This is a genomic window from Bradyrhizobium nivariense, from assembly GCF_029846695.2.
Taxonomy (GTDB): domain Bacteria; phylum Pseudomonadota; class Alphaproteobacteria; order Rhizobiales; family Xanthobacteraceae; genus Bradyrhizobium.
In genome coordinates this window covers 1-11,366 of the sequence record NZ_JARWCR020000002.1, presented here as the reverse complement: position 1 = coordinate 11,366, position 11,366 = coordinate 1, and the positions used below count along the sequence as shown (strand labels likewise).

Sequence of the window (11,366 nt, the reverse complement as noted above, 5' to 3'; positions counted from 1 at the left end):
GCGTCGATATGAGCAAGCCTGCCAAGACCGAAGCCGAACTCATCGCCATGGCGCGGGCCGAATTGAAGGTCCATGCCGATGGCCCCGACGGCCTGATCATCTCGATCGTCCGCGACGGCGACCGCTGGGAGTTCCGCGTCGATGCCGACCAGGCCATGCGAGACCGGCCCGGTTTCCCCGAAAGCGTCGCCATGCTGGTGCAGATCGGCGATCACCTCAGCAAGCAGTATGATGTGAAGGGGTAGGGGCGGACCGTTCCACGTCGCGTCGCCGGCGTGAGCCGCGCTCTCGGTGTCATCGTCCGGCGTGACCGGGCGATCCAGTATCCCAGAGACTTCAGCGATTGGATCGAGAAGCCGCGGCGTACTGGATGCCCCGGTCAAGCCGGGGCATGACCGCGTGCACGGTCGCCGCTAGCCCCCGTAGCTCTGCACCAAGCTCCCCGCCACCAGCGACCAGCCGTCGACCAGCACGAAGAAGATCAGCTTGAAGGGCAGCGAGATGGTTGCCGGCGGCAGCATCATCATTCCCATCGACATCAGCACGGAGGCGACGACGAGGTCGATGATCAGGAAGGGCAGGAACAGCAGGAAGCCGATCTCGAAGGCGCGCTTCAGCTCGGAGATCATGAAGGCGGGGACGAGGATGCGTAAGCCGAGCTCGTCGGGAGTGGCAGGCGGCGGCTCGCCGGACAGATCCAGGAACAGCTTGAGGTCCTTCTCGCGCACGTTCTTCTGCATGAAGCCGCGCAGGGGGACGGCGGCGCGCTGGAGCGCGTCCTCGACGCCGAGTTGGTTGGCGACAAGCGGACGGATGCCTTCGTCATAGGATTTTTGCAGGACCGGTCCCATCACGAAGAAGGTGAGGAACATCGCGAGCGCGATGATCACCGAGTTCGGCGGCGCGGTCGCCGTGCCCATTGCGGTGCGCAGCAGCGACAGCACGACCACGATGCGCGTGAACGACGTCATCATGATCAGGATCGACGGTGCGATCGACAGCACCGTCAGCAGCGCGATCAGCTGGATCGCGCGCTCGGTGACGCCGCCACCGCCTGCGCCGCCGCCGCCGAGATTGATGCTGATGTCCTGCGCATGCGAAGGGCTCGCGAGCGAAGCCGCGCCGATCAGGACAAAAAGAAAAAGGACTCTACGCGGGAGGGCCGGCAGCCTCACGAAGACGGCTTCGGACGGCCGAGCAGCGAGGCCATCTCGTCTTCGAGATTTTCAAAGCTGGTCTTTTCCGGGGCCGGCTTTGCGGGCGGGGCCGGTGGTGCCGGCGGCTCGCTGCGGGCCACACGCGGGGGAGCGGCCGGGGGCTCCGGCGCGACCGGAGGGGCAAGCGTCTCGCCGGCGGGGCGGCGCAGCGCAGCTTCTAGCCGCTGCGCCATCTCGGCGAGATTCTGCTCGGCGCTCGATGGCGCCGCAGGAGCGGGCGCCGGCGGCGGAACGGGCGGAGCCTGCGGCACAGGCGGAGGAGGAGGTGGTGCGGCTGCGCGCTCGGCGCGCACTGGAGGCACCTTCACCGGCTCGCTCTGGCGCGGCGGACGCGGCATCAGAGGGGGTTCGCTGCGCGCAACGCGCGGCGGAATAGGTTCGGGACGCAGTTCGCGCTCGGGGCGCGGCGCGAGCGGCTCGGACGTGAAGCCGGCCAGCGGCGGCTCGTTGCGGCGTTCGGCCAGCGCGGGAGCGGGCCGGCGCACTTCGTCGGCGAAGGACGGGCGCGCGGGCCGCGGTGGCGGCTCGGGCATTTGCGGTTCGGGATGATCGAGCAGCTCGGGCCGCAGTGCTTCTTCGGCCCAGCCGCTGGTATCAGGCATCGGCGCAAGACGCGGCGGCTCGGCGGCATTGGGACGCTGCGGGAGCTGGTCGCGGCCGGGCGCTGCGCGCACGATGTTGGGCTCGACGACGATGTCGGTGGGGCCGCCGATCATCAGGAGATGCTCGACATTGTCACGCCGGACCAGCACCAGACGGCGGCGACCGTCGACCGCGGCGGCATCGATCACGGCGAGCCGGGGCATCCGGCCGCGCTGGGTGTTGGCGCCGAGCCGGCTGGTGGCGAATCGGCGAACCAGCCATGCAGCGACGCCGATCAACGCCAGAACGACGATGAACGCGACGATGAAGGTGATAGGGCTGCCTTGCATACTTGTCCCCGACAAATGGCGCTTTTCTCGTGCCCGTGGTCAGATGTGCCAACCACCGGCGTACGATGCCCCAAACTGCTATCTCTTAACGTCCCACGGCAAGTTTTGCCGTCCCCAACTCTTAATAACCTATGAATCGCTCGATCCAAAACGACTTCTTGGCCTGTGCACGCGCCGCCAAGCGGTTGGGTTAATGCCACTTTTGGAGGCGTAGAATCACGGGCGCCCGCATTTGTGTTCCGGCGGGGGACATCTGCCTGTGACATCTTTAACCAGCTGTTAACCATACAGGCGGCAAATTCTGCCTAGCTTCGGACCTGATCCGAGAGGCGGAAGGAGCCGCAAGATGTCCATCAACGACCTCCCGGTGCTGTCGGCGCTTCGCACCAAGATGCAGTGGCACCAGGAGCGCCAGCGCGTCCTGTCCGAGAACGTCTCCAATTCCGACACGCCCAAATTCCGGCCGCGCGACCTGGTCGAGCCGAAACTGGACAAGGGCGGCGCCGTCACGGGTTCGATGGGCCCTTTGGCGCTCACCCGCACCAGCGGTTCCCACATGGCGCCGTCAGGAGCGGCCTCCGGATTCGACCAGAACAAGAATGCGGGCTTTGAGACCCGTCCCGCGGGCAACGCCGTCAATCTCGAAGAGGAGATGATGAAGGCCGCGAGCAACCAGATGGACTACGCGGCGGCGACCTCGCTTTATTCGAAGAGCCTGCATCTGCTCAAGACCGCGATTGGCAAAGGCTAGAGCATGATCCGGAAAAGTGTGCAGCGGTTTTCCGACCAGATCATGCTCAAAAAAGAGAGCTGGAGGTAGATCATGGCGAATGACAGCAGCGACTTTGCCCGCTCGATGGCAATCGCGACCTCCGGTCTGCGGGCGCAGGCCGGGCGCATGCGGGTGATCTCGGAGAATATCGCGAATGCGGATTCGACGTCGCAGAGTGCCGGCGGCGATCCCTACCGGCGCAAGGTGCCGACCTTCTCCTCGGCGCTCGACCGCACGCTCGACGCGCAGGTCGTCACCCTCGGCAGGATCAAGCCCGACCAGTCCAACTTTCGCACCAAATACGAGCCGAACAATCCGGCGGCGGATGCGACCGGCAACGTCAAATATCCCAACGTGAACTCGGTGGTCGAGATGACCGACATGCGCGACGCGCAGCGGTCCTACGAGGCCAATCTCAACATCATCAGTGCGACGCGCCGGATGATCCAGCGCACCCTCGACATCCTCAAGAGCTGAACAGGACATTTGAGCCATGGCAACACCGACAATTGCCGCCAACGCCTATGCAAACCTCGCCCGCGTGCTGGAGAACAGCGGTGCCGGCAAGGGCAGCGAGCCGAGCGGGCAGTCCTTCGCCTCTCTTCTGAAAGACACTGTCGGCAGCGTCATGGAGTCCGGCCGCAAATCCGATGCGCAGACGGTGGCGATGGCCGCCGGCAAGGCCAACGTAATGGACGTGGTGACGGCGGTCGCAGACACCGATGTTGCGGTGTCCACGCTGGTCTCGGTCCGCGACCGCGTGATCGCGGCCTATGAGGACATCATGAAGATGCCGATCTGATTTCGGCGCTCGCAGTGACGGGGATAGGCCTTCGCATCGCTCGCTAGAGTGGTGGGAGGCGAGGAATAAGACAAAGGAATTGTGCAATGACCGGACCCGAAACCCTCGACGTCGCGCGTGATGCGATCTGGACCATCGTGATCGTGTCGTCGCCCCTGATGGTGGTCGGGCTCGTGGTCGGCGTCGTCGTGTCGCTGTTCCAGGCGCTGACGCAGATCCAGGAGCAGACGCTGATCTACGTGCCGAAGATCTTGGCCATCTTTGCCACAATGCTGCTGGCGTTGCCGTTCATGGCCGACGCACTGCATTCCCACATGCTGCGGATATCGTCGCGAATCATCGGCGGCTGAGGCACAATGCGCCGGTCATGCGCATCGACGTCTCGCTGCTGCCGGCGCTCGCCGCTTCCTTCATGCTCGCCTTCGCCCGGGTCGGTGCGATGGTGATGCTGTTGCCGGGCCTGGGCGAGACCAATATCCCGACGCGGATCAAGCTGTCGATTGCGCTGCTGCTCACGCTGATCATCCTGCCGCTGCATCGCAATGCCTATCACGTCGACATGGGCTCGATCGCGCCGCTGCTGGTCCTGATGCTGCATGAGATCGTGATCGGCATCGTGCTGGGGGCCACCGCGCGCGTGACGCTGTCGGCGCTCCAGGTTGCCGGTGCCGTGATCGCGCAGCAGATGGGGCTCGGTTTCGTCACCTCGGTCGATCCGACGCAGGGACAGCAGGGCGTGCTGGTCGGCAATTTCCTGACGATGCTCGGGGTGACGCTGCTGTTCGCGACCGACAGCCATCATCTGGTGATCGCGGCGCTGAACGACAGCTACACGATCTTCGCGCCGGGCGAGACCGTGTCGAGCGGCGATATCGCTGCGCTGGCGACGCGGGCTTTTGCCGCCGCATTCCGTTTGGGCCTGCAACTTTCCGGACCGTTTCTGGTGTTCGGCCTCGTCTTCAACATCGGCCTCGGCGTGCTGGCGCGGCTGATGCCGCAAATGCAGGTCTATTTCGTCGGCGTGCCGCTGTCGATCTTCGCGGGGTTCCTGGTGCTCGCCGTGGTGCTCACGGCGATGATGGGCACGTATCTCGACTATTTCATCGGTGTCATGCACCAGATGATGCCGCTCAGATAACGAGGGATCGATGGCGGAAGACAACGATCCAGAGAGTCAAACAGAAGACCCGACGCAAAAACGTCTCGAAGAGGCGCTCGAACGCGGTGATGTCGCCAAGAGCCAGGAGATCAACACCTGGTTCATGATCGCGGGCGGCACGCTTGTGGTCTCGACCTTCTCGGGATCGGTCGGCAGCGGGCTGATGACGCCGATGCGCAACCTGCTCGCCAATTCCTGGATGATCAAGACCGACGGCAGGGCTCTGCTCGCCCTGATGCAGCAGATCGAAGTCGCGGTGCTCGCGGCGGTCGGCGTGCCGCTGCTGATGCTGGTGCTGGCGGCAATTGCCGGCAACATGCTGCAGCACCGCCTGGTCTGGTCGGCCGAATCGCTCAAGCCCAAGTTCAGCAAGCTGTCGCCTGCCGAAGGCCTCAAGCGCATCTTCGGCAAGCAAGCGGCGGCGAACTTCCTCAAGGGTCTCGGCAAACTGATCGTGCTCGGCACGGTCATGACCACGATCCTGTGGCCGGAACGGCATCGCATGGAGGCGATGGTCAGGCTCGATCCGGCGGCCATGCTCGGCGCCACCACCAGCCTGACCATTCATCTCCTCGGCGCGGTGGTCGCGGCGCTCGCGATCATCGCCATTGGCGACTATTTCTTCCAGTATCGCAGCTGGTTCCAGCGGCAGAAGATGTCGCTCCAGGAGATCAAGGAAGAGTTCAAGCAGTCCGAAGGCGACCCGCACATCAAGGGCAAGCTCAGGCAGCTGCGCCAGCAGCGGTCCAAGAAGCGCATGATGGCGGCGGTTCCCAAGGCCTCCGTGATCATCACCAACCCGACCCACTATTCGATCGCGCTGTCCTATGAGCGCGGCATGTCGGCGCCGATCTGCGTCGCCAAGGGCGTCGACAACCTCGCTTTCAAGATCCGGGAGATCGCGCGCGAGCACGACATCCCGATCGTCGAGAACGTGCCGCTCGCCCGCGCGCTCTACGCCACCGTCGAGATCGACCAGGAAATCCCGACCGAGCACTACCATGCGGTCGCCGAAGTCATCGGCTACGTCATGCGTCTGAAGAGCGGATTCGGCGCCGGCCGGCAATAAAACCCCCGAGAAGTACCGGAAATGGCCGTAATCTGGGAATCAGCGTACCTTTCGCCCCTGCTGCCCTTGCGCCTGCGGGTCCGATTCAGGCAGGGAGGACCCCACGCGCCCCGTAGCGCGTTGATTCTCTGCCGACAGGCTGTGCCAGCTTGAGATGACTGCCGAGACCGACCACGACCTCACACGCGAGCCCGTTGCGGCGCACGAGCCGTCGCCGCGCTCGGGCAGCATTGCGCTGGTGCTGCTGGTGGCCGCCGGCCTCGTCGCCGTTGCCGTCGGGCTGATGACGCTCGGGCGCGCGCAGGCGCAGCCCTATATCCTCGGCATCCTCGCCGTGCTGGCGATGGTCGGCCTGTTCAACCTGTTCGCCTTCGCCGCCGGCATCATCCGCTTCGTCGATCGCAATCTCGACGATCCCGTGATGGGGCGCATCGCCGATCACGCCTTCGACGGCCTGGCCGTGACCGATCCGCGCGGCCATGTGGTCTATTCCAACGCCGCCTATCTGACGCTGACCGGCGCCACCGGCCCGCAGGAGGTGCGGCCCGTGGAGCGCGTCTTCATCGGCAACCCCGACGTCTCCGAAGCCGTGTTCCGTCTGCTCAAGGCCGCGCGCGAAGGCAAACGGCAGCAGGAAGAGGTGCGAATCTCCGGCCATGACGGCAGCCAGGGCCGCTGGCTGCGCATGCGGGTGCGCCCGCTCGGCACGGGCAAGCGCGAGACGAAATACGCGGTGTGGTCGATCGCCGACATCACCCGCGACCGCGAGCGCCAGGAGGACGTGTTCCAGGAGCTCCAGCACGCGATCGAATATCTCGATCACGCGCCTTGCGGCTTCTTCTCGGTCAATCCGGCCGGCGAGCTCGCTTATGTCAACGCGACGCTGGCGAACTGGCTCGACTACGACCTCGCCGAGATCGGCTCGGGCGGGCTGAAGCTCACCGACATCGTCTCCGGCGACGGCGCTTCGCTGCTCACCGCGATCGTGGCGGTGCCGGGCGAAGTCAAGACGGAAGTCTTCGACATCGACCTGCGCATGCGCACCGGCAAGACCATGCCGGTGCGGCTCTATCACAAGCTCGCCTTCGGCGCCGACGGTGCGCCGGGGCCGTCGCGCACGCTGGTGATCAGCCGTGCCCGGGACGAGCGCAGCGATCCGGACCGCGCCGCCGAAGTCCGCTTCATGCGCTTCTTCGACCATACCCCGATGGCGATCGCGACGGTCGACCGCGGCGGCAACGTCGTGCGCGCCAATGCGCGCTACGGCAAGCTCGGCCAGGCGCTGGGGCTCGACAGTGCCAGCAAGTCGATCTTCCGCGCGGTCAATTCGCGCGACCGGCACCTTTTGATCACGGCCATCAACCAGGCCGCGGAGGGTCAGGCCGACGTCGCGCCGGTCGAAGTGGCGCTCGAAGGAACCAAAGAGCGCTGGGGCCAGTTCTTCGTCACGCCTGTGGACACGGCCGAGAACGACGCGGAAGTCGCCATCGTGCACATGCTCGAGACCACCGAGCGGCGCGCGCTGGAGAACCAGATCAACCAGTCGCAGAAGATGGAGACGGTCGGCCAGCTCGCCGGCGGCATCGCCCACGACTTCAACAATGTGCTCTCCGCCATCATGATGGCGAACGACTTCCTGCTGAACGCGCACAAGCCGACCGATCCGTCGTTCCAGGACATCATGCAGATCAAGCAGAACGCGACGCGCGCCGCCACGCTGGTGCGCCAGTTGCTGGCGTTCTCGCGGCGGCAGACGCTGCGGCCGCAGGTGCTCGACCTCGGCGATGCGCTCTCCGACCTCGCCATGCTGCTGCGCCGCCTGATCGGCGAGAAGGTCAAGCAGGAGACCATCCACGGCCGCGACCTCTGGCCGGTCAAGGTCGACGTCTCCCAGTTCGAGCAGGTCATCGTCAACCTCGCAGTGAACGCGCGCGATGCCATGCCCGACGGCGGCAAGCTGATCATCCGCACCGCCAACGTCACCACTGAGGAAGCGGCCAGGCTCGCCTACAAGGGCATGCCGGCCGCGGACTATGTGCGGATCGAGGTCGCCGACACCGGCACCGGCATTCCCGCCGACATCCGCGACAAGATCTTCGAGCCGTTCTTCTCGACCAAGGAAGTCGGCAAGGGCACCGGCCTCGGTCTCTCCACGGTCTACGGCATCGTCAAGCAGACCGGCGGCTTCATCTATGTCGATTCCGAGCCGGGGCAGGGCACCTCGTTCCACATCTTCCTGCCGCGCCATCATGCCGAGCCGGAGGTGCAGGTCGAGCAGCCGGCGGCGGTCGTTGGCGCCACCAACGGTGCCGCGAAGGAAGCCGGGCCCGCAGCGGACGCCAAGCCCCGCACCGATCTCACCGGACAGGGCACCATCCTCCTGGTCGAGGACGAAGAGGGCCTGCGCGCGCTCAACGCACGCGGCCTGCGCTCGCGCGGCTACACCGTGGTCGAGGCCGAGAACGGCGTCGAGGCGATGGAATTGCTGGAAGAGCAGAGCGGCGGCATCGATCTCGTCGTCTCCGACGTCGTGATGCCGGAGATGGACGGCCCGACCCTGCTCAAGGCGATGCGCGAGAAGAACCCCGACATCAAGTTCATCTTCGTCTCCGGCTACGCCGAGGACGCGTTCGAGAAGAGCCTGCCCGAAGGCCAGCAGTTCGACTTCCTGCCCAAGCCGTTCACGCTCAGCCAGCTCGTGGCGGCCGTGAAGGAGACGATGCAGAAGGCGGGGTGAGGGCTTCAACGCAATAACGAAGGAAAAAGCGAAATTCCGTCGCAAAGCGACGGTAACCCGCGACCGCGGTTCCTGCGCGTCCCCGGCCAAGCTGCCGCCAAACATGGGCTTTTGCCACATCCCCGCGACTGAGGGCCGCAGCCATAAGTTCCGATAGTGGCTTCCTTTTTACGGAAGGCTGCCCATCTTAGGGGCACGCCCCATCCGGGGATTTGGGAAACGCACATGAAGTTCTCGCAACGCTCCCGCAGCCTCTTCAAGACGATTGCCGTCGTGCTGGCGCTTGCGCTGCCGACTGCGCTGGCGATCTCATCCGCCGACGCGCGCGTCGGTGGCGGCATGTCGTCGGGTTCGCGCGGCTCGCGGACCTATTCGGCCCCGCCGTCGACCACGACCGCGCCGGGCTCGACCTCGCAGTTCAACCGCACCTACACCCAGCCGGGCGCAGGCATGAACTCGGCTGCCGCCGCACCCGCGCGTGGCGGCCTGTTCGGCCGCGGCGGCGGTTTCCTGGGCGGCCTTGCGGCCGGCTTCCTCGGCGCGGGCCTGCTCGGCATGCTGTTCGGCGGTGGCCTGTTCGGCGGCCTCGGCGGCCTGTCGTCGATCATCGGCCTGATCATCCAGATCGCGCTCGTGGTGCTCGTGGTTCGGCTGGCGATGTCCTGGTGGCAGCGCCGCCACACCCCGCAGGCGGCCTATGCCAATGCTGACGCCGGTGCCGGTCCGGGACCGCAGGCGAACAATCGTAGTGGTCTTGCTGGTGGTCTTGGCGGCGGCTTCGGCTTCGGCGCCAACAACGCGCCGCTCGAGATCAAGCCGGACGACTATGAGGCGTTCGAGCGCCTGCTCGGCGAGGTCCAGTCCGCGTGGTCGAACGAGGACGTGGCCAAGTTGCACACGCTCGCGACGCCGGAAATGGTCTCCTATTTCGAGCAGGACCTCGGCCAGAACCGCGCCCGCAACGTCGTCAACAAGGTCGGCAATGTGAAGCTGTTGCAGGGCGACCTCGCGGAATCCTGGCGCGAAGGCGAGACCGATTACGCGACGGTGGCGCTGCGCTTCGCGCTCACCGACAAGACGCTCGATCGCAACACCGGCGCGATTGTCGCCGGTAGCGAGCAGCCGGGCGAGGCCACCGAAGTCTGGACCTTTGCCCGCCGTCCGGGCGTCGCCTGGGAATTGTCGGCGATCCAGCAGACCAATTGATCGCAGACGACTTAGAAACCAAGGCGTCGTGCTTATTGCACGGCGCCTTTTTCTTTTGGGACGTCACGGATCGCGGCATCGGAATAAGCGGGCGCGATCGGGTTGAAATCTGGCGGCCAACGAAAAACACAACTGGAGGACAAGATGATCCGTATCGGGAGATCCGTGACAATTTCAGGTCTTGCGTTCGCTGTGGCCTTGCTTGCGGCGCCATCGGCGCAGGCGCTTTTCCGCGGGTGACGACAAGACCTGCAAGAACTGGTCGTCGAGCACGCAAGGCGCGGCGGTCGTCGGCCACGCCGATCGTCAAGGCCTGCGCGATGACGAGCCATCGAAATCGTGGAACAGCTCGCATCCCTCGCGCGGCCCCGACGGCGGCTGCTCGCAGGCCGATCTGAAGAGCACGGGCGGCGACGGCCTGCTGTATTGTTTTGCGGCGAATTGAGGCGCGGAACTCTCTCCGCCGTCATGGAGTTCGTGGTTGCGTGCTACACCTGCCGCAACGCAATCACGGACAGTTTCCATGAAATACGAGCTCTATTATTGGCCCGAGATCCAGGGCCGCGGCGAATATGTGCGGCTGGCGCTGGAGGAGGCGGGCGCGGCTTACGTCGACGTGGCGCGCGGTCCGCGCGGAACCAGCGCGATGATGAAGATGATGGACGCGCACAAGGGGACGCCGCCCTTTGCGCCGCCATTCCTCAAAGCGGGAAAACTCGTCGTCGGCCAGACCGCCAACATCCTGCTCTATCTCGGCGCCCGCCACGCCCTTGCGCCGAAGACGGAAGGCGGAAAACTCTGGGTGCACCAGCTCCAGCTGACGATCACCGATTTTGTGGTCGAGATCCACGACACTCATCATCCGCTCGGGCCCTCGCTCTACTACGAAGATCAGAAGCCGCCGGCGAAGAAGCGCACGGCCGACTTCTGGGGCGAGCGCGTGCCGAAATATCTCGGCTATTTCGAACAGCTCGTTCAGGACAATGGCGGCGCGTATGTCACCGGCCGCAAGCTCACCTATGTCGATCTCTCGCTGTTCCAGATCGTCGACGGGCTGCGCTACGCTTTCCCGAAGCGCATGAAGGCGTTCGAGGCAGATATCCCGGGCCTCGTCCGCCTGCACGATCGCGTCGCCGAGCGGCCGAACATCAAGGCCTATCTCGACAGCGAGCGCCGCATTGCCTTCAACGAGCAGGGCATCTTCCGCCGCTACCGCGAGTTGGATGGCTAACAGTCTGCTGAAAAACTATGAAGTCGAGAGTTTTCTTGTCTTTGTTCGGTCGCTGTCGGGGCGGAGCGCTGGAGGTTGGATGTCGTGTTCGGCTTGGCGCCGGGTTACCCCGGCGCGGGGTGGCTATGTGGCAAGTAGTTTGGGAATGCGGATCAGGTTGTAGGCGATCAGATTGAGCAGGAAGTCGGCGGCGACCCGAGCGATGCCGCGATGTTTGGTCTTGCGCATTGTCCCGTGCTGC

Annotated in this window: 12 protein-coding genes and 1 pseudogene; 11 read left to right on the top strand and 2 right to left on the bottom strand. The window is 65.1% G+C overall.

Features of this window, described 5'->3' with window-relative positions:
- The first annotated feature begins 8 nt into the window (after nucleotides 1–8).
- The gene (locus tag QCM77_RS02020; RefSeq protein WP_279660628.1) at nucleotides 9–245 is read left to right on the top strand and encodes a hypothetical protein; all 237 of its coding nucleotides are present in this window, start codon (nucleotides 9–11) and stop codon (nucleotides 243–245) included.
- A gap of 168 nt (nucleotides 246–413) precedes the next feature.
- Here the strand turns inward: QCM77_RS02020 and fliP are convergent, their stop codons facing one another.
- Nucleotides 414–1,175 carry a flagellar type III secretion system pore protein FliP gene (gene fliP / locus QCM77_RS02015; protein ID WP_279660629.1) on the bottom strand — a complete coding sequence of 254 codons (762 nt, stop codon included), beginning with the start codon at nucleotides 1,173–1,175 and terminating at the stop codon, nucleotides 414–416.
- A complete protein-coding gene (locus tag QCM77_RS02010) occupies nucleotides 1,172–2,149 on the bottom strand; it encodes a flagellar biosynthetic protein FliO (protein WP_279681711.1) in 978 nt (325 codons plus the stop codon). Before QCM77_RS02010 ends, fliP begins: the two co-directional genes overlap by 4 nt.
- A gap of 346 nt (nucleotides 2,150–2,495) precedes the next feature.
- Between QCM77_RS02010 and flgB the strand changes: the two genes are divergently transcribed.
- The 10 genes and pseudogenes from flgB to QCM77_RS01960 all read left to right on the top strand — a co-directional run bounded on the left by flgB (nucleotide 2,496) and on the right by QCM77_RS01960 (nucleotide 11,125).
- A complete protein-coding gene (gene flgB / locus QCM77_RS02005; protein WP_279660631.1) occupies nucleotides 2,496–2,900 on the top strand; it encodes a flagellar basal body rod protein FlgB in 405 nt (134 codons plus the stop codon).
- 72 nt (nucleotides 2,901–2,972) lie between these two features.
- Nucleotides 2,973–3,398, top strand: coding sequence for a flagellar basal body rod protein FlgC (flgC, locus tag QCM77_RS02000; protein ID WP_027567607.1), 426 nt, complete (start codon nucleotides 2,973–2,975; stop codon nucleotides 3,396–3,398).
- A 16-nt stretch (nucleotides 3,399–3,414) separates the two neighbouring features.
- Entirely contained in the window at nucleotides 3,415–3,723 is a 309-nt protein-coding gene (gene fliE, locus QCM77_RS01995) for a flagellar hook-basal body complex protein FliE (protein WP_247328395.1), read from the top strand.
- Between the two features lie 86 nt (nucleotides 3,724–3,809).
- Complete coding sequence (gene fliQ, locus QCM77_RS01990) at nucleotides 3,810–4,073, top strand: flagellar biosynthesis protein FliQ (protein WP_007612284.1); 264 nt, start codon at nucleotides 3,810–3,812, stop codon at nucleotides 4,071–4,073.
- A gap of 17 nt (nucleotides 4,074–4,090) precedes the next feature.
- Nucleotides 4,091–4,861: a flagellar biosynthetic protein FliR gene (fliR, locus tag QCM77_RS01985; protein WP_279660632.1), complete on the top strand. Its 771-nt coding sequence runs from the start codon at nucleotides 4,091–4,093 to the stop codon at nucleotides 4,859–4,861.
- A gap of 10 nt (nucleotides 4,862–4,871) precedes the next feature.
- Nucleotides 4,872–5,951 (top strand): flagellar biosynthesis protein FlhB, encoded by a 1,080-nt coding sequence (gene flhB, locus QCM77_RS01980; protein WP_279660633.1) that lies wholly within the window; start codon nucleotides 4,872–4,874, stop codon nucleotides 5,949–5,951.
- Between the two features lie 154 nt (nucleotides 5,952–6,105).
- Nucleotides 6,106–8,688, top strand: a complete 2,583-nt coding sequence (gene cckA / locus QCM77_RS01975; RefSeq protein WP_279681710.1) for a cell cycle histidine kinase CckA — start codon at nucleotides 6,106–6,108, stop codon at nucleotides 8,686–8,688.
- Between the two features lie 225 nt (nucleotides 8,689–8,913).
- On the top strand, nucleotides 8,914–9,894 hold the full coding sequence (locus QCM77_RS01970) for a Tim44 domain-containing protein (protein ID WP_279681709.1): 981 nt from the start codon (nucleotides 8,914–8,916) through the stop codon (nucleotides 9,892–9,894).
- Between the two features lie 226 nt (nucleotides 9,895–10,120).
- Nucleotides 10,121–10,339, top strand: a pseudogene (locus QCM77_RS01965) (lectin); the annotation flags it as partial.
- Nucleotides 10,340–10,417: 78 nt separating this feature from the next.
- Complete coding sequence (locus QCM77_RS01960; RefSeq protein WP_279681707.1) at nucleotides 10,418–11,125, top strand: glutathione S-transferase; 708 nt, start codon at nucleotides 10,418–10,420, stop codon at nucleotides 11,123–11,125.
- The last annotated feature ends 241 nt before the right edge of the window (nucleotides 11,126–11,366 follow it).

What these genes read in the sequence shown, in the direction of transcription:
- QCM77_RS01970 (WP_279681709.1), top strand. Translation starts at nt 8,914, where the DNA reads ATGAAGTTCTCGCAACGCTCCCGCAGCCTCTTCAAGACGATTGCCGTC.
- flhB (WP_279660633.1), top strand. Translation starts at nt 4,872, where the DNA reads ATGGCGGAAGACAACGATCCAGAGAGTCAAACAGAAGACCCGACGCAA.
- flgB (WP_279660631.1), top strand. Translation starts at nt 2,496, where the DNA reads ATGTCCATCAACGACCTCCCGGTGCTGTCGGCGCTTCGCACCAAGATG.
- fliE (WP_247328395.1), top strand. Translation starts at nt 3,415, where the DNA reads ATGGCAACACCGACAATTGCCGCCAACGCCTATGCAAACCTCGCCCGC.
- fliQ (WP_007612284.1), top strand. Translation starts at nt 3,810, where the DNA reads ATGACCGGACCCGAAACCCTCGACGTCGCGCGTGATGCGATCTGGACC.
- fliR (WP_279660632.1), top strand. Translation starts at nt 4,091, where the DNA reads ATGCGCATCGACGTCTCGCTGCTGCCGGCGCTCGCCGCTTCCTTCATG.
- QCM77_RS02010 (WP_279681711.1), bottom strand. Translation starts at nt 2,149, where the DNA reads ATGCAAGGCAGCCCTATCACCTTCATCGTCGCGTTCATCGTCGTTCTG.
- QCM77_RS02020 (WP_279660628.1), top strand. Translation starts at nt 9, where the DNA reads ATGAGCAAGCCTGCCAAGACCGAAGCCGAACTCATCGCCATGGCGCGG.
- QCM77_RS01960 (WP_279681707.1), top strand. Translation starts at nt 10,418, where the DNA reads ATGAAATACGAGCTCTATTATTGGCCCGAGATCCAGGGCCGCGGCGAA.
- flgC (WP_027567607.1), top strand. Translation starts at nt 2,973, where the DNA reads ATGGCGAATGACAGCAGCGACTTTGCCCGCTCGATGGCAATCGCGACC.
- cckA (WP_279681710.1), top strand. Translation starts at nt 6,106, where the DNA reads ATGACTGCCGAGACCGACCACGACCTCACACGCGAGCCCGTTGCGGCG.